Annotated in this window: 20 protein-coding genes; 6 read left to right on the top strand and 14 right to left on the bottom strand. The window is 42.2% G+C overall.

All coding sequences use genetic code 11. The features are described 5' to 3' along the window. Nucleotides 1-5: 5 nt before the first annotated feature. From rseP to rpsB, 8 genes are all read right to left on the bottom strand, one after another. Entirely contained in the window at nucleotides 6-1,376 is a 1,371-nt protein-coding gene (gene rseP / locus AAEZ02_RS17605; RefSeq protein ID WP_124011892.1) for a sigma E protease regulator RseP, read from the bottom strand. A gap of 12 nt (nucleotides 1,377-1,388) precedes the next feature. Further along, complete coding sequence (gene ispC / locus AAEZ02_RS17600) at nucleotides 1,389-2,579, bottom strand: 1-deoxy-D-xylulose-5-phosphate reductoisomerase (RefSeq protein ID WP_124011893.1); 1,191 nt, start codon at nucleotides 2,577-2,579, stop codon at nucleotides 1,389-1,391. 5 nt (nucleotides 2,580-2,584) lie between these two features. After that, the gene (locus AAEZ02_RS17595) at nucleotides 2,585-3,442 is read right to left on the bottom strand and encodes a phosphatidate cytidylyltransferase (protein ID WP_101032276.1); all 858 of its coding nucleotides are present in this window, start codon (nucleotides 3,440-3,442) and stop codon (nucleotides 2,585-2,587) included. Nucleotides 3,443-3,462: 20 nt separating this feature from the next. After that, nucleotides 3,463-4,287, bottom strand: coding sequence for a polyprenyl diphosphate synthase (gene uppS, locus AAEZ02_RS17590; RefSeq protein ID WP_351124227.1), 825 nt, complete (start codon nucleotides 4,285-4,287; stop codon nucleotides 3,463-3,465). 81 nt (nucleotides 4,288-4,368) lie between these two features. After that, entirely contained in the window at nucleotides 4,369-4,911 is a 543-nt protein-coding gene (gene frr / locus AAEZ02_RS17585) for a ribosome recycling factor (protein WP_283107434.1), read from the bottom strand. A 133-nt stretch (nucleotides 4,912-5,044) separates the two neighbouring features. Further along, the gene (gene pyrH, locus AAEZ02_RS17580; protein WP_101032279.1) at nucleotides 5,045-5,782 is read right to left on the bottom strand and encodes a UMP kinase; all 738 of its coding nucleotides are present in this window, start codon (nucleotides 5,780-5,782) and stop codon (nucleotides 5,045-5,047) included. A gap of 68 nt (nucleotides 5,783-5,850) precedes the next feature. Further along, entirely contained in the window at nucleotides 5,851-6,702 is an 852-nt protein-coding gene (tsf, locus tag AAEZ02_RS17575; protein ID WP_101032280.1) for a translation elongation factor Ts, read from the bottom strand. A 117-nt stretch (nucleotides 6,703-6,819) separates the two neighbouring features. Continuing rightward, nucleotides 6,820-7,548, bottom strand: coding sequence for a 30S ribosomal protein S2 (gene rpsB / locus AAEZ02_RS17570; RefSeq protein WP_101032281.1), 729 nt, complete (start codon nucleotides 7,546-7,548; stop codon nucleotides 6,820-6,822). A gap of 349 nt (nucleotides 7,549-7,897) precedes the next feature. Here rpsB and map point away from each other — a divergent pair, with 349 nt between their 5' ends. The 4 genes from map (at nucleotide 7,898) to AAEZ02_RS17550 (ending at nucleotide 12,780) form a co-directional block, all read left to right on the top strand. Further along, the gene (gene map, locus AAEZ02_RS17565) at nucleotides 7,898-8,695 is read left to right on the top strand and encodes a type I methionyl aminopeptidase (protein ID WP_124011894.1); all 798 of its coding nucleotides are present in this window, start codon (nucleotides 7,898-7,900) and stop codon (nucleotides 8,693-8,695) included. 24 nt (nucleotides 8,696-8,719) lie between these two features. After that, entirely contained in the window at nucleotides 8,720-11,293 is a 2,574-nt protein-coding gene (gene glnD / locus AAEZ02_RS17560; protein ID WP_124011895.1) for a bifunctional uridylyltransferase/uridylyl-removing protein GlnD, read from the top strand. Between the two features lie 50 nt (nucleotides 11,294-11,343). Then, nucleotides 11,344-12,168: a 2,3,4,5-tetrahydropyridine-2,6-dicarboxylate N-succinyltransferase gene (dapD, locus tag AAEZ02_RS17555; protein WP_101032284.1), complete on the top strand. Its 825-nt coding sequence runs from the start codon at nucleotides 11,344-11,346 to the stop codon at nucleotides 12,166-12,168. Between the two features lie 267 nt (nucleotides 12,169-12,435). Then, a complete protein-coding gene (locus AAEZ02_RS17550) occupies nucleotides 12,436-12,780 on the top strand; it encodes a DUF3718 domain-containing protein (protein WP_124011896.1) in 345 nt (114 codons plus the stop codon). Nucleotides 12,781-13,174: 394 nt separating this feature from the next. Here AAEZ02_RS17550 and purU read toward each other — a convergent pair whose 3' ends face one another. The 5 genes from purU to AAEZ02_RS17525 all read right to left on the bottom strand — a co-directional run bounded on the left by purU (nucleotide 13,175) and on the right by AAEZ02_RS17525 (nucleotide 17,739). Continuing rightward, entirely contained in the window at nucleotides 13,175-14,047 is an 873-nt protein-coding gene (purU, locus tag AAEZ02_RS17545; protein ID WP_124011897.1) for a formyltetrahydrofolate deformylase, read from the bottom strand. Nucleotides 14,048-14,212: 165 nt separating this feature from the next. Beyond that, a complete protein-coding gene (locus AAEZ02_RS17540; RefSeq protein ID WP_351124224.1) occupies nucleotides 14,213-15,691 on the bottom strand; it encodes a PTS transporter subunit EIIC in 1,479 nt (492 codons plus the stop codon). Then, nucleotides 15,643-16,107 carry a flavodoxin gene (locus AAEZ02_RS17535; protein ID WP_124011899.1) on the bottom strand — a complete coding sequence of 155 codons (465 nt, stop codon included), beginning with the start codon at nucleotides 16,105-16,107 and terminating at the stop codon, nucleotides 15,643-15,645. Before AAEZ02_RS17535 ends, AAEZ02_RS17540 begins: the two co-directional genes overlap by 49 nt. A 329-nt stretch (nucleotides 16,108-16,436) precedes the next feature. Next, nucleotides 16,437-17,318, bottom strand: a complete 882-nt coding sequence (gene truC / locus AAEZ02_RS17530) for a tRNA pseudouridine(65) synthase TruC (RefSeq protein WP_124011900.1) — start codon at nucleotides 17,316-17,318, stop codon at nucleotides 16,437-16,439. A 58-nt stretch (nucleotides 17,319-17,376) separates the two neighbouring features. Beyond that, complete coding sequence (locus tag AAEZ02_RS17525) at nucleotides 17,377-17,739, bottom strand: YqcC family protein (RefSeq protein WP_124011901.1); 363 nt, start codon at nucleotides 17,737-17,739, stop codon at nucleotides 17,377-17,379. Between the two features lie 48 nt (nucleotides 17,740-17,787). Here AAEZ02_RS17525 and AAEZ02_RS17520 point away from each other — a divergent pair, with 48 nt between their 5' ends. Then, a complete protein-coding gene (locus AAEZ02_RS17520; RefSeq protein WP_101032290.1) occupies nucleotides 17,788-18,801 on the top strand; it encodes a DUF3549 family protein in 1,014 nt (337 codons plus the stop codon). Continuing rightward, a complete protein-coding gene (locus AAEZ02_RS17515) occupies nucleotides 18,798-19,184 on the top strand; it encodes a DUF3301 domain-containing protein (protein WP_101032291.1) in 387 nt (128 codons plus the stop codon). The genes AAEZ02_RS17520 and AAEZ02_RS17515 overlap by 4 nt, the downstream gene beginning before the upstream one ends. 182 nt (nucleotides 19,185-19,366) lie before the next feature. Here the strand turns inward: AAEZ02_RS17515 and AAEZ02_RS17510 are convergent, their stop codons facing one another. Continuing rightward, complete coding sequence (locus AAEZ02_RS17510; protein ID WP_124011902.1) at nucleotides 19,367-20,074, bottom strand: hypothetical protein; 708 nt, start codon at nucleotides 20,072-20,074, stop codon at nucleotides 19,367-19,369. Nucleotides 20,075-20,232: the final 158 nt, after the last annotated feature.

Here is a 20,232-nt window from a genome sequence, read left to right as displayed (position 1 = left end):
CTTGCTCAGAGTCGGGCAAAATCGTTGAATAAGGCTACACCCATCAACATTAGCAGCAAAGCTGCGCCAAACCTGAAACCTATTTCCTGCACCTTTTCGGGTACAGGCTTACCAGTAATCACTTCTATAAAGTAATACAGCAAGTGTCCACCATCGAGCACTGGCAGAGGCATTAAGTTAATAATGCCTAAGTTAACGCTGATGAGCGCAATAAAACCTAGAAAGTACACTAAGCCGTAACTTGCACTGGCGCCTGCGCCTTGTGCAATCGAAATAGGACCACTAAGATTTTTCACCGATACATCGCCGGTAAATAATTTCCCGATCATCTTAAAGCTGACGACAACGAGTTGCCACGTTTTGTCAGCTGCAGCAATAACCGAATCTACTATGCCATACTCAAGCTCAAAGCGCATATTATCAGGCCATTGGTCTTGGGTTGGGCTAATTCCAACAATCCCGATAGTCTCACCGTCAGGATTTTGTTGTGCTTTTGGCACAACATTAACATTGATGAGTTCACCTTGACGTATCAATGTCATATTAATATTTTTGTTAGCAGAGCTTTGTACCACATCAACAAACGTATTCCAATCGCTGTATGGCGTGTCATTAATGTTGACTAATTTATCGCCAACTTTAATACCTGCTTGCTCTGCCGCACTGTTTTTACTGACTGCGGCAATGGTTGGATCGATCCCAGGGCGAAAAATACCCAAACCTAATGAGGTTATAGGAGATTCTTTTTCGGGATCAAATGCCCACTGGCGGGTATCAAGTTTTACGGTGCGAGCCGGCATATCCATGCCTGATAATTCAGATAGTGGCGCCAAGGTTAACTCAATACTGTCGTCACCAATATGACCGACTAAGGCTAAGTTAACCTCTTGCCAAGTGCGTACCTTGCGTCCTGATACTGCCATAATCTGTTGCGGCTCAACCAAGCGAATAACACTGGCAGGGCTATCTAACTTGGTACTGTCAATGACCGGTTTTATCGACGGAGTACCAATAAGGTACATGACATATAGGGCCAAAATAGCAAAAATAAAGTTAGCAATGGGGCCTGCTGACACAATCGCAATACGCTGCCACACTGTTTTACGGTTAAACGCTTGATCAAGTAGATGTTCAGGCACCTCTTCAACGCGCTCATCGAGCATTTTGACATAGCCACCGAGTGGGATCATGGCGACAACATATTCAGTGCCATCTTTACCCACTTTGCGCCAAATCGCTTTGCCAAAACCAATAGAGAAGCGCTCGACTTTAACACCACAGCGACGGGCAACCCAAAAGTGGCCATATTCGTGTGCGGTAATCAAAATACCTAAAGCGACAATAAAAGAACCTAAGCTCCAAAAAAAATCTATCATTATTCCTCTGAACTAATTAAGTGCTTTAATGGCAGACATTGCTGTCGTGCGTGTTTGTGCATCTAACTGTAAAATATCGTCAATACTGGCTAAGCGAGTTTGTTGTACCTGGTCTAAACAACGTGCGTTTATAGTTGCAATATCAGTAAAACGGATCTGACCCTTTAAGAAAGCATCAACGGCAACTTCGTTAGCAGCATTTAATACTGTGGTGGCTTCTTGCCCTTGTTCACAGGCTTGCATGGCTAAACGCAAACAGGGAAAACGACTGAAGTCAGGTTCACAAAAGCTTAATTGTCCGACTTTGAAAAAGTCTAAAGGTTCAACGCCAGCGTCAATTCTTTGCGGATAGCTCATAGAATGAGCAATGGGTGTACGCATATCGGGGTTACCCATTTGCGCAATAACAGAGCCATCTCGGTACTGCACCATTGAATGAATCACGCTTTGCGGGTGAATGACCACTTTGAGTTGTTCAGCCTGCGTGTTAAATAGCCAGCGGGCTTCGATAAACTCTAAACCTTTATTCATCATAGTGGCTGAATCAACAGAGATTTTAGGTCCCATAGACCAATTAGGGTGATTACACGCCTGAGCAGGCGTCATCGCACTCAGGGTGGTTAAATCAGTGTTTAAAAACGGCCCACCAGAACCGGTTAATAAAATATGTGAGATGCCATTGGCAGTCAGATCGCAATAGCCTAACTGGGCTTGTACATTAGTCGGTAAACATTGAAAAATCGCATTATGCTCGCTGTCGACAGGTAAAACGGTTGCTCCCGATGCTCTAGCCGTGTGCATAAATAACTCACCCGACATCACTAATGCTTCTTTGTTGGCTAACAACACCCGTTTACCCGCTTTAACGGCATCAAATGTCGGCACTAAACCAGCAGCACCAACAATGGCCGCCATAACGGTATCAGTGCGACTGTCTGTCACTAACGCGTTCAGAGCCTCAGCCCCTGTCGTCACTTGAGTAATGCAGTTTTTAGGTAATAATGCTTTCAGCTGCATAGCAGCGCTCTCGGCCACCATATGAGCATATTCAGGCTGATGGGTGATGCACAAGGCCAGCATTTTATTAACACTGGCATTGGCCACTAATCCATGGACATGAAAATCGGTAGGGTTATTTACAATCACGCTTAAAGTGCTTGCACCTATTGAGCCTGTTGCCCCTAAAATCACTATATTCTGCATTGGTATTACATCCACAGGGTGATATAGATAAAGGTAAATACTGGCAGTGCTGCGGTTAAACTGTCGATACGATCCAAAACACCACCGTGACCAGGTAAAATAGAGCCTGAATCTTTAATGTTAGCAGCACGTTTAAACATGCTTTCAGACAAATCGCCAAAAGCAGATGCCAGCGCAGTGACTAACGTGACCACAATGAGCAAGCCTAACTCTTGTTCTGGCGCGACATACATAATACCCGCAACCACAACCATAGTGGTAATTAAGCCACCCACTAAGCCCTCAAGTGTTTTAGCTGGGCTCACACTCGGCATCAATTTATGCTTACCTAACTTACGGCCAGCAAAATAAGCCCCCGTATCCGTAGCCCAAACCACTAGCATGACAAGAAACACTAATGCACCACCATAATAGGGGTGAACGTTGCTGCTTAATGATTTAAGCGCGATCAAAGAGGCAAAACACGGTATGAGTGTTAACTGGCCAAACATGGATTTCAACATTGGGCTGTCTTTCCATATTTTGGCACTTTTAGGAAAACTAAACACCAATACGCTGCTGACTATCCACCAAAATACACCGATAGTGATAATGGCAAGGTACATAGGGTGTAATTGCCCTTTAAACCACAACACATCAATGGGTACAGCTAAATTAAGCGCTATGAGTAAAAGACCGAGTGTCGCGGTAAAAGACCACTGGGTGACATTACAGCTTGGGTCAATAAAACTGCCCCACTCTTTTGCTGCAATTAAAAACACTGGCACTAACACCCAAGCAAACACATTTGCTGATAGTAAAAATATAGCCCCGAGTACAATTGGGATTAACCACAATGCTGTTATTATTCGTTGTTTTAGCAAGAAACTAATCCTCTTAAGATTTATATTGCGCGTATCTCTTCAATTTGACTCCCGGTCAAACCAAAACGGCGCTGCCGACGGGCAAAAATGGCAATGGCATTTCGAAATGCTTGCTCATCAAAGTCAGGCCATAGAGTGTCAGTAAACACAAACTCGGCATAGGCGGCCTGCCATAATACAAAATTACTAATGCGGTAGTCACCGCCAGTTCGGATCATTAAATCAACTTCGCTCTGACTTTGCATGCACAAATGTTCATTTAATGCTTCTTCAGTCATCTGACTGCTGCTGATTTCACCACTTTCAACTTTTTCGGCTAATTTTTGTGCTGCTTGCAAGATATCCCAACGTCCGCCATAGTTCGCCGCCACATTTAATATCAAACCGGTATTGGCAGCCGTTTTGTCTTGAGCCGACGCAATTTGCTTTTGCAAGCGAGGCGAAAAGCGACTGATATCACCAATAATATTGAGCTTAACTTGGTTTTTGTCGAGTAATTTTAATTCACGTTGTAACACTGTAAAAAACAGTTCCATTAGCAAACTGACTTCTTTATCTGGTCGGCGCCAATTTTCACTGGAAAATGCAAACAAGGTTAATGATTCAATACCAAGTTGACTTGCAGTACTTACCGCACGACGCACCGCTTTAACACCCGCTTTATGACCAAAAACCCGCGCTTTACCCTGCAGTTGTGCCCAGCGGCCATTGCCGTCCATAATAATCGCAACATGCTTAGGCAGAGATTGTTTTACCACATCAGATAATTGTCCTGGCAGCAATTGCGAAGTCATTAACTCCGAATCGGCTTTAGGGTCTGATTCAAACTCAACTGTAGAAGACATCTACGACAATCCTTTATAAAAACAAACGCCGTGTAGTATACCCTTACACGGCGTGTTAACTCTAGCGTCTAAATTGACAGATTATACTTCCATCAACTCTTTTTCTTTCGTTGCTAGAATTTGATCAATATTTTTGATAGATGAATCAGTGTGCTTTTGCACTTCATCTTCACTACGACGAACATCATCTTCAGTACAGTCTTTGGCTTTTTCAAGCTTCTTGACTTCACTGATCGCATCACGACGCACGTTACGAATAGCAATACGGCCGTTTTCTGCTTCGTTACGGACCACTTTGATGAAGTCTTTACGACGTTCTTCAGTTAACGAAGGTAACGGAATACGTAGCGTTGCACCGGCAGTCATCGGGTTTAAGCCCAAATCAGAGCTCATGATTGCTTTTTCTACCGATTGAACTATCGATCTATCGAACACGTTTACAGTTAATGTACGAGAGTCTTCTACACCCACGTTAGCCACTTGATTAAGGGGTGACGTAGAGCCATAGCAAGAAACCTGAATAGAATCTAATAAACTTGGGTGTGCACGACCGGTGCGAACTTTCGCCATTTGGTTTTTAGTAGACTCAACGCATTTACTCATACGCTCACGCGCATCTAACATAATAGTATCAATCACAATAATTTCCTTTTTGTCACAAATTCATCTGTGTCTGAGCATTAGCCTAAGAATGACACATGCAATAAAACGGCTCAAACATTTAAATTATATAATGTAATATTTTTTGTGTCTGTGATTAAGCAGGTTTTTTACTGCTAATAATCGTACCTTCTTGTTCACCCATAATCACCCGGCGAAGTGCACCTGGCTTATTCATATTGAAGACAAGAATAGGCATATTATGATCACGCGCCATAGTAAATGCAGCAAGATCCATTACTTTTAATTCTGATTCAAGGACTTCCGCAAAAGTAAGCGTTTCATATTTAACCGCTTCAGGGTTTTTCATCGGGTCTGCAGAGTATACACCATCTACTTTAGTACCTTTTAGTACCACTTCAGCTTCAATCTCAATACCACGTAGACATGCTGCAGAATCCGTTGTACAAAATGGATTACCGGTACCCGCGGCAAAAATCACCACTCGACCAGACTTTAATAAACTAATTGCTTCTGTCCAGGTGTAGTCATCGCATACACCTTTGAGCGGGATAGCAGACATAAGGCGGGCATTAACATATGCACGGTGCAAGGCATCACGCATGGCTAAGCCATTCATTACGGTTGCTAACATACCCATGTGATCGCCCACTACGCGGTTCATGCCTGCTTTTGCTAAGCCTTCGCCACGAAATAGATTACCACCACCAATAACCACACCAACTTGAATTCCAAGTTCAACAAGCTCTTTCACTTCTTGTGCCATACGATCAAGTACTTTTGGGTCAATGCCGAAGCCTTCTTCACCCATTAATGCTTCACCGCTTAATTTAAGCAGAATGCGTCTAAACGCCGGTTTTGGATTGGTGCTCATAATTTTCATCCTGATCATAACAAAACCGCAGCGGTTGCTGCGGTCTTAGGGTATTTAGATAAAAGCGATTACGCTTTTTTAGTCGCTGCAATTTGTGCAGCTACTTCAGCAGCAAAATCTTCTGCTTTTTTCTCGATACCTTCACCCACTTCTAAACGAACGAAATTGGTTATTTTAGCGCCTTTCGATTTAAGAATTTCGCCAACCGTTTTCTTAGGTTCCATGATGAAAGCTTGACCAGTAAGAGATATCTCACCAGTGAACTTCTTCATACGACCGAAAACCATCTTCTCAGCGATTTCAGCAGGCTTGCCTTCATTCATCGCGATTTCGATTTGAAGCGCTTGCTCTTTTGCTACAAGTTCAGCAGGAACATCTTCAGGGTTAACGAAATCTGGCTTAGAAGCAGCAACGTGCATTGCGATGTGCTTTAGCGTTTCTTCATCAGCTTCGCCGGCTACAACAACACCAATACGATCACCGTGACGGTAAGATGCTAGGTTTGCACCTTCGATATACTCAACGCGACGAACGTTGATGTTTTCACCGATTTTAGTTACTAGCGCAACACGCGTTTCTTCAAACTGTGTTTTTAAGTCTTCGATAGTCACTTTAGATGCAGCAGCAACGTCTAACACTGAGTTAGCGAATGCTAGGAAGTTTGAATCTTTTGCAACGAAATCAGTTTGGCAGTTAACTTCTAATAGTGCAGCGAAACCGTCGCCATTCTTGATTAGAATTGTACCGTCAGCAGCGATGTTACCTGATTTTTTAGCAGCCTTCGCGGCGCCGCTTTTACGCATGTTATCAATTGCTAGTTCGATGTCACCGTCAGTTTCAGTCAGTGCATTCTTACAGTCCATCATGCCAGCGCCAGTGCGGTCACGAAGTTCTTTAACTTGGGCAGCAGTAATTGCCATTGTTAAATCCTCTAATTTAATTCGACTAATATTGCATTTATAAAACAGGGGCCGATTGGCCCCTGCTCACCAATTATCTTATTGGCAAATAAGGGGGATGGAAACCATCACGCCTTATTAAACAGCTTCTACGAAACCGTCTTGCTCTGCTTGTACCGCTAAATCTTGACCACGGCCAGCATTAGCAGCTTCAGCAACAGTAGAAGTGTACAAACGGATAGCACGCATCGCATCGTCGTTACCTGGAACGACATAGTTAACACCATCTGGTGCAGAGTTAGTATCAACAACTGCAACAACTGGGATACCTAGGTTGTTTGCTTCTTTAATAGCGATATGCTCATGGTCAGCACCGATAACGAATAATACGTCAGGTAAACCGCCCATGTTCTTGATTCCGCCTAAAGACTTTTCTAACTTGTCTAATTCGCGAGTACGCATTAGCGCTTCTTTCTTAGTTAACTTGTCGAAAGTACCGTCTACAGACTGACTTTCTAGCTCTTTAAGACGCTTGATTGACTGACGAACAGTTTTCCAGTTAGTTAGCATGCCGCCTAACCAACGGTGATCAACATAGTACTGATCACAAGAAAGTGCAGATGCTTTGATAGCTTCGCCAGCAGCGCGCTTAGTACCTACGAATAATACTTTACCTTTCTTAGAAGCAATGTTGCTAATGAAAGCTAAAGCTTCGTTGAACATTGGCACGGTATGCTCAAGGTTGATGATGTGTACACCATTACGAGCGCCGAAGATGAAAGGCTTCATCTTAGGATTCCAGTAACGAGTTTGGTGACCGAAGTGAACACCAGCTTGTAGCATGTCGCGCATTGAAACAGTAGTCATTGTATATACCTTAATGTAAGGGGTTAGACCTCCACGCATCCCATGTCTCGACTTTCTAACTTCCGTTAAGAATGAGAAAGCACCCCGAAAAATGTGTCGATACGTGTGTGATTTAGTATTTAAGTTAATTGCCATGTATAATGACCGCAATATTTTACGATTTGCCGAACAAGATGTATATCTAGCTTAAAAAAGCCGCGATTGACATCATATTAACTCGAACCGTACAACAACGATTTTACACATAACGGCGCGCTTTATACCATAAACGGCATGTAAATACAACTTTTTGCCGTAAAACCTTGGATAAAACATGCCTATTTTGACCGTCAAAGGATAGAGAGTTTTCATGAGTATTGTGATCAAAAATGCAGACGAAATAATAAAGATGCGTGCAGCGGGTAAATTAGCGGCGCAAGTATTAGAAATAGTGGCCCCACATGTTAAGGCAGGAGTGACCACAAATGAATTAAATGAGATTTGTGCTCAATATACCGAAGAACAAGGGGCTATTTCTGCGCCATTGAATTACCACGGATTTCCGAAGTCTATTTGTACCTCGGTTAACGAAGTCGTCTGCCACGGTATCCCTTGTGAATACGTCTTAAAAGATGGCGATATGATCAACCTTGATATTACTGTCATCAAAGACGGTTATCATGGTGATAGCTCAAAAATGTTTTTAATCGGCGAAGTGTCAGCAAAAGACAAACGTTTGAGTCGCATTGCCCAAGAAAGCTTGTATTTAGCCATTCGTAAAGTACGACCTGGTTTAAAATTAGGTGAAATTGGCACAACCATCGAAAAATTCATTAAGACAAGCAAAACAGGGCTTGATAAGTACTCCATCGTACAAGATTATTGTGGTCACGGTATTGGCACAGGGTTCCACGAAGAACCTCAAGTTGTTCATTATAAGAATAATGATAAAATCGTGCTAAGACCGGGTATGTGCTTTACGATCGAGCCAATGATCAATGCTGGTCGTCATACTACAGTATTGGATAAAAATGATAATTGGACGGTCACGACCTCTGATGGTAAGAATTCAGCACAGTGGGAACATACACTGTTAGTGACCCAAACCGGTGTAGAAGTGTTAACTTTGCGTGAAGAAGAAGACTTCCCACGGATCATTAACCACTAAAGACTTAAATTAGTAAGGACATCAATGAATACTGCGCTGGCCGCCAAAAACGCATTAATTGACTTAAACCAGCGCTTAGTTGAGCAATACACAGCAAAACATCCTATTGTTGATATTGTTAAACACCGTTGTCAATTTGTTGATGCTTTACTAATGCAAGCTTGGCAAGATTTCTCATTAAATAATGGTCATCTTGCCCTCGTTGCCGTTGGCGGCTATGGCCGTGGTGAGCTGCATCCACATTCAGACATTGACTTACTGTTTTTAGTTGACGATGAACAACTATCGCCAGAGATTGAAAACCAGCTGAGTCAACTTATTACTTATCTTTGGGATACTGGGCTTGAGATAGGCCACAGTGTTCGCACTATCTCGCAAACCATTGAGCAAGGCAAAGCAGACATCACCATTGCGACCAATCTGATCGAAGCCAGATTACTCACCGGCAGTGAATTCCTATTTGACGTGTTATATGACGCCGTCCGTCAACAAGACTTTTGGCCCTCTTATGACTTTTATAACGCCAAGAAAGATGAACAAACCGCGCGCCACAGTAAAGCCAGTGCCTTTGATTTAGAACCTAACATTAAAACCTGCCCTGGCGGATTACGCGATATTCAGACCATAGCATGGGTCGCGATGCGCCATTTTGATGCTGCTAAATTAGAAGATTTAGTCGAGCACGATTTTCTAGCGCCAGCCGAATTAGCTGAATTACTGGAATGCCAAAATTTTCTGTGGGAAATCCGTTTTGCACTCCACATCACCGCTAATCGTAACGAAAACCGTTTATTGTTCGATTTACAACGACAAATCGCCAGTTTATTAGGTTACGAAGATGCAACCCAATTAGCCGTCGAGCAGATGATGAAACGCTACTATCGCACGGTGCGCCGCGTGATGGAGCTTAATCAGATGCTGCTGCAATTGTTTAAGCGCGCCACATTAGGTCACACTCAAGCGTTAGAAATACAGCCCATTAGTGAGGTTTATCAACGTCGAGGTCGTTATATCGAAGTGTTGGATGACGATTTGTTTAGCTGTCATAACGAAGAAATATTACGTTTATTTCTACTGGTGGCTAAAAATTCCAATATCCAAGAAATCTATGCGCCCACGTTAAGATTATTGCGTAATACTCGTAGATCACTAACATCACCCTTACAGGAAAACCCCGCGTGTCGAAAAGTGTTTATGGAGATCCTAAAACATCCACGAGGTATTGCTGCATTTTCATTAATGCACCAACACGGTATTTTATCGTCTTACTTACCGGCTTGGCGCAAGATTGAAGGCCAGATGCAATTTGATTTATTTCATGCCTATACCGTTGATGAACACACCCATAGATTACTGCTCAATATTGACCGATTTTCACACGTTGAACAAAAAGATGAATTCCCACTGGGCGCCATCTTAATTAATCAATTACCGAAAAGAGGTTTATTGGTACTCGGGGCAATTTTTCATGATATTGCCAAAGGCCGTGGCGGCGATCACAGCAAATTAGGCTCAAAAGATGCCATCGATTTCTGTAAATTACATGGCATGAATGACCATGACGGACGTTTAGTAGCATGGTTAGTTGAAAATCACCTCGTGATGTCGATCACAGCTCAACGCAGAGATATTTCAGACCCTGAAGTGGTTGCACTGTTTGCTGAAAAAGTCCGCGACGCAGCGCATTTAAGTTATTTATATTGCCTCACTGTCGCCGACATCTGTGCCACCAATGAGAAAACGTGGAATAATTGGAAAGGATCATTGCTGCGCGATTTGTATTTTTCAACCCAAAGAGTATTAGCTCGGGGTAAAGAAAAACCAGTCGATGTTAAAGCGCGAGTTAAAGAGATCCAAGCCAAAGCTAAAAAAGAACTTATTCGTCGTGGCCTAAAAGAAAAAGACATGGATGCACTCTGGACACGTTTCAAAGCAGAATACTTTTTACGCCATCAACCGACTCAAGTGGCTTGGCACGCAGAAGCCATTTTAAAACATCATCACGACGAGCCATTAGTGTTAATGTCAAAGCATACCACTCGAGGTGGTACAGAACTCTTTGTCTACAGCAAAGATAAACCCAAACTTTTTGCCACCGTGATGACGGTTTTAGACAATAAAAATATCAATGTTCATGACGCTAACATCATGACATCAAAAGATGATTATGCACTCGACACCTTTGTGATTTTAGAACAAGATGGCGAACCGATTATCCAATTATCGCGCATTCAAAGTATCCGTAAAGCACTCGAAAAAGCCTTGGCTACTGAAAACCCAAAACTGCCGAAGTTTAGAAAATTAGCCCGGATCATGAAACCTTTTAATGTTGCCACTCATGTGAGTTTCTTACCCAGTGCTCGCCATGGTACAAGTATGATGGAATTAATCACCTTAGACACGCCTGGCCTATTGGCCAAAGTCGGTGACATTCTCTATCGTTGTAATGTGACACTATTGGCGGCTAAAATTACCACTATTGGTGAACGTGCAGAAGACTTTTTTATTTTACAAAACCAAAGTGCTTCAGCCCTAGATGAGCAACAACAACAGCAATTGTCTGCTGCGCTAACACTTGCACTAAAATCATCTAACTAATTTTTAACCTTACTATTATGCTACTAATCATTTAATACCGGGAGAAAACAATGGAGGCTTTACGCCAACGCATTGAAACAGCATTCGAAACACGTCAAAACATCTCACCATCTAACGTAGAACCAAGTGTTCGCGCCGATGTTGAAACCGTGATCAATATGCTCGATAAAGGCCAAGTTCGTGTTGCAGAAAAAATTGCTGGTGAATGGCATGTCCACCAATGGCTCAAAAAAGCCGTACTACTGTCTTTTCGCATCTTTGATAACAGCGTGATTGACGGTGGTGACACCAAGTATTTCGACAAAGTCCCGCAGAAATTTGCCGATTATGACGAAGCTCGTTTTAAAGCAGAAGGGATCCGTGTTGTGCCACCCGCAACCGTTCGTAAAGGCTCATTTATCGGTAAAAATACTGTATTAATGCCATCTTACGTTAACTTAGGCGCTTATGTTGATGAAGGCACTATGGTTGATACATGGGCAACGGTTGGTTCCTGCGCACAGATTGGTAAAAACGTTCACTTATCTGGTGGGGTTGGGATCGGTGGTGTATTAGAGCCGTTACAAGCTGGCCCAACCATCATTGAAGACAACTGCTTTATTGGCGCTCGCAGCGAAATCGTTGAGGGTGTGGTGGTTGAAGAAGGTAGCGTGATTTCAATGGGCGTTTACATTGGTCAAAGCACCCGAATTTTTGATCGCGAAACCGGCCAAGTGCATTATGGTCGCATTCCAGCAGGATCGGTTGTGGTATCAGGTAACTTGCCATCGGCTTGTGGCACTTACAGCTTATATGCGGCGATTATTGTTAAAAAGGTCGATGCGAAAACCCGTGGTAAAGTCGGGATCAATGAACTATTACGGATCGTTGATTAATTGATCTTTGATGAAATAATAAGGCTCAATGAATTATTGAGCCTTTTCATACAATTAGCTTTTATTCACTAGAAAAAACATGATAATAAAAAATAAGCCCTTTTCTTTCAACTAGTTATGTGGCGACACTCTGAATGCGACACGATTTGTTACTCCCAGTTACATTTTGTCGAACTGAGGGGGGTTTGTTACACAAAGTGACACCAATTACACTTCATTTCTAGGTGAAAATGGCCTTTACTTTAAAGGTTAGGTAAAGGAGTCACTATGAAAACTATTATCGTACTTACAGCCTTATCCTTATCACTTTGGTCAATGAACAGCCAAGCTGCTATGGATCCCAATGTAGAAAACACCTTAATTGCCGTCTGTAAAGCTGGCGCTAGCAATAAGGTATTCCAATTTAATGACACAATGAAAAGCTATCGTATCAATAAGGCTAGGATCTTTCCTCGCCTCGTTTGTAACGGCGAAAGTTTTCATCAATTTACCCTTAGTCGCAATGCCGATAAAACAGCCCGTTTAATTGCGCCCTATGCCGAAGCTCATGTCAGCATTCGTGACTTAGCTTATCTAGGTGAGACCCAGCCTTTATATGATGTTCGCTATTAACAATAATACTTGTAATAACCCTTAACCACCTAACAATGAAGACAATCCGTATTAACCCATATACACCTAAGCCAATATTTACCCCTATAAATCACCAAGCTAAATTCATAATCTATAGCGCCGCAGGGATGCGGCTCTAGGCGCTAAAATGCATCTAAAAATGAGTCTATCAACATTAATAAGCGTTAAATGACCATTAATAAGAGAGTTGCAATGCCTCCCCCCCTGAAGCCTAGTCAAACATCGAGTACCGTCATTGCAACGCAATGAATTTTTAGTCTATTTTTAAATACTAATCCTAAAAAGCGATTGTTTGAGTCTGTAAATCATCTTGGTTAAAAATGTTATTGCTGCAATGCTATGATTTAGATGCTGTGCTTTAAAACACTTTATTTTAAAATACTACGGTCTTATTACCGTACACCACAACTTGCTCGTTGAGAACTAATTGCAATGCTTTGCTTAATACACTTTTTTCAACATCACGGCCATTATGAGCTAACTCTTCAGCGCTAAAGCTGTGGTCAACCGAAATCACATCTTGTTTAATAATAGGCCCTTCATCAAGATTGTTATTCACGAAATGAGCGGTGGCACCGATGATTTTAACACCGCGATCCCAGGCTTGTTTGTAAGGTGATGCACCAATAAAAGCCGGCAGAAACGAATGATGAATATTAATAATTTTATCTGGAAATGCTGACACAAACTCAGGCGTTAGCACTCGCATATATTTAGCTAACACTAAAAAGTCGGTATCATAAGGTTTAATCACCGCTAACATCGCCTGCTCATGTTCCTGGCGATTTAAGCCTTCATGGCTAACATAATGAAATGGAATATTAAACTTTTCAGTTAATTGTTGCAGCACATCATAATTACCCACTACAGCAGCAATCTCAACATCTAAGCCGCCGTAATAAGACTTCATTAAAATATCACCTAAACAATGCGCTTCTTTGGTCACCATGATAACAATGCGCTTTTTACCCGTATCGACTAGCCTCATGCGATTTTGAGCAGGCAAGACATCACGTAATTCAGTTAATAGGCGCTCATCATCAAACAGGCCTTCAAGCTCTGCGCGCATAAAAAAGCGACCTTGAGTATGGTCAACGAATTCGGTGTTTTTAATAATATTTAATTGATGAGCGAAACATACGTTGGTGATTTTGGCAATTAACCCCTGAGCATCAGCACAATCGGTTATCAACACTTTTCGCTGTAATTTGGCTGGATTAATAATGGTTTTATCTTGATGGCTCACGCGTACAACTCCTGTTAAATGACGGCCTAACAGTGTGCCATTGAAATACAAATTTGGGGGATGTTTTTAATGGGAATGACTCATAAAAGATAAAAAAGGTTTGTTTAAAAACAAAAACCTCAAAAATGCACTACAAGTGAATCAAAAATGCTACAACCATCCGAGCTAACGTCGAGAGTCTAGATATTTTTGCAGTAATTTACGCAGTGTTTCAGCCTTGGTGCCATAGACCACTTGTACGCCTTTGCCCATGACCACCACGCCTTTGGCCCCTAAACGCATTAATCTCGCTTTATCGATTAAATCAGCTTGATTAACACTAATACGTAAGCGGGTTAAACACGCATTAATCTCAACAATATTCTCGCGACCACCTAAGGCTGAAATCATCGCGCGTAAACTCTCTTTTGGCTCTGCAGGGTGATGACTTGGCTCTATTCGTCCTGGTGTTTTTAAATTAAAGGCTAAAATACTGGCCCTGAAGATAGCGTAATAGATTAATGCTGTCAGCGGCCCAAGCAACCAGATCCAATGGGTATTGGCAGAGCGAGAAAACAATAAACTAAAATCGACTAAGCCATGGGAAAACACAATGCTGTGATGTACTTCGAGTAAAATACACACGCTATAAGCAATACCGGTCAGTAATGCATGCACAATAAAGAGAATGGGCGCGACAAACATAAAGGCAAATTCTATTGGCTCGGTCACTCCAGTCAACCAACTTGCCGTAGCCGCAGATAACATAATCCCTGCAACCCGATTGCGCTGAGGTTTATCTGCGCAACGCCAAATAGCTAGCGCTGTAGCAGGTAAGCCCCACATTTTAATTAAGTAACCTCCGGCGAGATTTCCCGCCAACGGATCACCGGCTAAATAACGAGCCACCTCACCTTTTACCACGGTGCCTTGGTTAATGTACTGTCCTACTTCAAGATAAAATGGCGCATTCCAAATATGATGTAATCCGAGTGGAATTAATAAACGTTCAACGGTGCCATAAACACCAAACGCAATGGCGGGATCTTGGTATACAGACCAATCAGAAAGATTTTCAATAACATGCGACAAAGGCGGCCAGACATGGACCAGCAAATAGGCCAGCACCATAGACAGAGGAATAACAATTATGGGTGCACTACGACGGCCTTCAAAAAATGAAAAAATAGCCGGTAATTTAACATGTTGACTGATTCTAACCGCTAGGCAAGTGATTGCCCCAACTAACATTCCACCCGCAATACCGGTATCAATAGTTTGCATGCCCCACAGTGGCCGTGAGACTAAACCATATATGTCGGTCAGGGCACCCATGGTGGATAAAAACACCCCAAAACCAAACACGGCAGAAAATGCGGCAATGCCTTGATCTCGACAAAATCCGATGGCCACCGCGACACTAAATAATAAAGGCATCATAGTAAATACCAGATTACCTACTGCAAACAACACAGTATTTAATTCTGGCGGAATAAATGACAATGGATTGACAGTTAAGCCTAGCATTACCCCTGCTGCAGGCAAGATCGCAATCGGGATCAATAGCGCCTGGCTTAGGCGCTGGGCAAACTTAAACCACTGCTGGGTAATAAAATTTACACTACGTTTTCCGATGTGACGGCGTTGTGCCAACTGGCTATCCATTTTTTAGCTTCTGTTTCTGGTTCCATCGTTTCACAGGCATCAATCTCTAATCGTTCAGTAAGCGGTGTGGCTCCTAGCTCTGTTAACAATTGATCAAATTGCTTAATAGCCCCGCAAAAAGTGTCATAACTTGAATCACCTAATCCTATTAGGCTGTATTGCAATAATGGTAAATACGGTGCACTGGATTTAAGCTCGTTAAACCAAGGAAAAATATCTTCAGGTACCTCCCCTTCGCCAGTGGTTGAAGACACGATAATCAATAGCTCATCTTGAGGAGGTACAAAACCAGATAATTCATTAGGTTGCCAAAGTTTAGTGGTAAAACCTAACGTTGCAATTGCCTTAGTCACTGTTTCAGCTGTAAATTGTGCACTACCATAAACGGTACCAAAAACAACGTTGACCTTTTTCATGGTATACTTTCCCCTTAAATGAAATGCGATATAAAATACCTTGAGTCTTAATAACTTACCTTACTGTATTCTTTTGGTCTCTCGCAAGTGTCTTTTATAGTATGTTGTTTAATTGGACCGCCCAACGCAGGTTGGTTTAATATAAAGCAACGCAGTAACGGAACCAAGACGATGCGACAACTGAGCAGAAAGCGAAAATTAAAACTCCAACACAAATTCGCCCACATTCGCCGCAACTATTATTTCCACATGGAGCAAAAGCAACACGAGAGCTTACCGCCCATCGCGGAATTTGAAAAACTCAAAGCCTTGCTGGCTGATCGAATGAATTAGCTTAATAAGATACTTGGTATCGATGATAATTGATCATCACCCCAGCCAAACTCGCTGAAAATATCTAACCACTCAGACTCTAGTTCCGTCTCTATGTGCATTGCTTGCTGCGTTACAGGATGCACAAACTGTAAGCTTTTGGCTATGAGCCATAGGCGATTAACATGGAAGTGCTCACGAAAAAACTTATTTTGCTTGCCATCGCCATGGGTGGTATCACCGACTATTGGATGACGTAAGTGCGCCATATGGCGACGTAACTGATGCTTTCGCCCTGTGTGGGGACTGAGTCTTACCAATCCGTAACGACTAGTTGGGTAGCGACCTGAACTAAAAGGTATTTCGGTATTCAATAATGGTTGATAATCCGTCACCGCTTCTTGTGCCGCTTTATTGGGATCAACATGCTTATCGCCCAAATCATCAAACTCTTGTTTAAGGGCATAATCTAAGATACCAGACTCATGCATGTTGCCACGAACGATGGCTAAGTATTGCTTCTTAATACTGTGATCGGCAAATTGTTCACACAACAGCCGGGCCACCTCACTGGATTTAGCAAACAGCAACACTCCAGATGTAGGTCGATCAAGGCGGTGCACCGGAAAAACATGGCACCCCACCAAATCACGGGTCATCTGCATCGCAAAAAAGCGCTCTCTACGGGCTAAATAACTGCGATGAACTAATAAACCCGCCGGTTTATGTATCGCTACAATATGCTCGTCTTCAAATAATATATCGATATGAGGAGGCGGTAAGTCGTCATCGTGTTCGGTGTCTGCAGCAGAGGCATCATCAATGTCGTCTGAGCTTCTTTGATCACATAAGTCATCATTATCCAATGAGTATTCAACATCGTTATCTTTTGAGATCATGTTTATCACTTTCTTATTTTGTATTGGCCAAATGTGATGACGTTTATGGGTAGTTCGCTTAACGCTGACTTAGCAAGGCGTCAAATTGTTGTAGCTGGGTAATCATAACACTACCATGGGGCTTACTTTGCCACACATGTTCAGCCATTGGAGCCAAGGCCATATTGGTTGGCAAAGGTTGTCGCAGCACAATAAGCTCAGTCATTTTGGGAATGAAAATAAACTGCAGCCATTGCTCAAATGCCATTACATCGCAGCAAAATGGCGCCGTGCTGGTCATAGCAGATACAGATGGTGAAATATCAGACCAAAGCTGAAAATCCTTAAGCAATTGTTCTAATTTAATTAAATGATTTTTACTGGTTAAATAAAGCATAAAAGTGAACAACAACATCAAGGCTAAGTCGGAATATGATATCATTTAGTCAATTGAATACCCATCCAACTTCTTTGATTTAGTGACAACACCATGACCGAAATAACCACCTTAAGCCAGTTTCTAACGACCGCAAATACTCAATTCCAAATATATGATTTAGGTCGCCGGGTGCAACATATCGATATGGTCGCCTTTCAGCAAATTGACTCTTTACTGGCGCCATATCCTTATCCCATTCAAGGTCATGCGCAGTTTGCTATCGTATTTTGGCAACAACAGCAATTACCTTATATTTGGTTTGTAAAATTACCGTTAGATGAGCAAGGCCTATTATCACCGGCGCCGCGGACTCAGTTTATTAAGATGATCTTAGAAGCGCTAGGGCGTAATCCAACCCAAGAATTAACGGATGAGCAGCAAGAGCAATTAGCCAATCATCCTTTTAGCTTTAAGCCTAATCAGCACAAATTGGCATTATTTAATGCATTAGTCAGGCTTCAACTTGGCCAAGCTGCATCGAGCCAATATGAATTTGCCGCACAATATTTGTCTGGTCAAGCAGCACAAGACACTTGGCCACAACTGGGTTTACAAGGTTTAGCCGATATTTGCGTTCGCGCACATCAATTTAACCATCTTAATGACATGATTAACGCACTTGATCATGCTCCAATGGAAGTGCAAGCCGCACTTTGCCAATGCTTAGAACACATTAATATTGGTAAACGCCTTGCAGAGCATTTATTTAACCAATTAGAACAAGCTGAAGATCATATAAAAGTTATGTATTTAGCGGCATTGGCGTCTGATGTTCAATACAGTATGACAGCGATTAATCAGTTAAATGACCAACGAGGGTTAGACAACAACACGCTAATAACCATTGCGGCACGTAATTGGTTAGCCTTAAAAGATGATGCCATTCGTAAACACTATTTGGAAGCGCTAGCAAAACAGCCACAGCCCTTCTTTAATCAAGTTTTTGCTGATATCGTGGCAATACCTAGCTTGCGTCAAGGATTATTAGCCGACTTAAGGCATCCAGACAGAAGCGTTCAATTAGCAACCGCTATTGGCGGATTATTTAGAGCAACCAGCCTATGATGAGTGATTTTTTATTAATTGTTGCTTTAGTCGTGGTAGCGGCTTTTTTTTGGCAGCTAAGACAAATGGCAGAGTTAAGCAGGACCCTTACAGAACAAGCCTGTAAAAAACAAAATGTACAATTGCTCGCTATTGCAATGGTGTCAGCCCGTCCAAGCATCGGTGGCAGTACCGGTATCTGTTGGAAAGCAACATTTATGTTCGAATTTAGTACCGATGGCCTCAACCAATATCAAGGCCATATTTTAATGCATGGTAATCGTGTAAAAAAAATCGAATGGCCCATTTTTCCAGAACCAGAATGGATGGATGCCCCTATGGCCAGTGGTAAATTTGGCGGATGCGGCAGCAGTAAAAGTTGCGGTTCAGGCAAATGCAACTAGTGAGTCAAATGAGTAAGGTTCATTTAAGCATTATAAGGGCACGTCAAGCCGCTTTTACCGAGTAAGCTCACCTCTTCCCGAGTTGAGGTTCATTTATCGCTATTTTGCCATTCATGAGCAAAATAGCGTTTTTATTGTCGACCCGATTTACCGACAAAGGAAATGCATTATCGATCTCGCCATTAGGCTTTAGGCTTATCAATCACTTTATAATCGAGATAAGTCACCGTTTGGATGCTATCAAGAGATTTAAAAATTGCCGCAGTACCGTTAATGATGGTTGATGTATGTTCAGGCATCACTAAACCTTCAAAAACACCAAATACCAACTCTAATTCAAATTTAGTCAGCGTGACGGTAAATGCCGGATTCAACTCATCGGTATTGCTGATCAAAATTTTTCTTAACTGCTTAGACGCTTTATCTAAATAAAGCACGCCAGTTAGGGCTTCATTATCGAGTTCTTCAATATTGGGTACAAATTTAAACACTAGGTTGGAGTCATCATCACCAACAAATACAAGTGTGGTTACATCAATAAGATCAGAAAATGCCACTTCATGACTGTTTTCATCTTTGTCTTGATTAAGATCTTGTTGATGTTGTTGATATTTGTCTACACGTTTTTTATCCGGTGTTTCACCATTTTCAGACACTAACGTCCATCGTTGTGTTTCAGGCTGTGAAGCATCAAATTGCTCTATCCGTGTTAAGTCAGGCATCACCGTATGCTGTGCGTATTGCCAACGTACATTTGAGTCATCGGTATTATGATTAATATCGCTTAATGCCTGCTCAACCCATTGTTGCTCCTCTGGAGTCACCTCGGCATTAGCGCTATAGCAAATAAAACCAAGACTCATCGCCATCACTAATTTAAACAGCTTCATGTTTTCTCCTTAATCAAACCCAATATCAACCTAACGTCATGCTTAATACCAATCCGCATTAGACTTTACCCATATTGGCCTAGTCTCGTGTGCACAAACTTTTTACCCTGTCCTTACACTGAATAAACGTATTCCAAGCGCGGCAACACTGTTCAACG

This window comes from Shewanella sp. T24-MNA-CIBAN-0130 (assembly GCF_040310185.1).
Classification (GTDB): domain Bacteria; phylum Pseudomonadota; class Gammaproteobacteria; order Enterobacterales; family Shewanellaceae; genus Shewanella; species Shewanella psychromarinicola.
The sequence above is the reverse complement of the archived record's forward strand: the minus strand, read 5'-3'. Positions and strand labels throughout refer to the sequence as shown.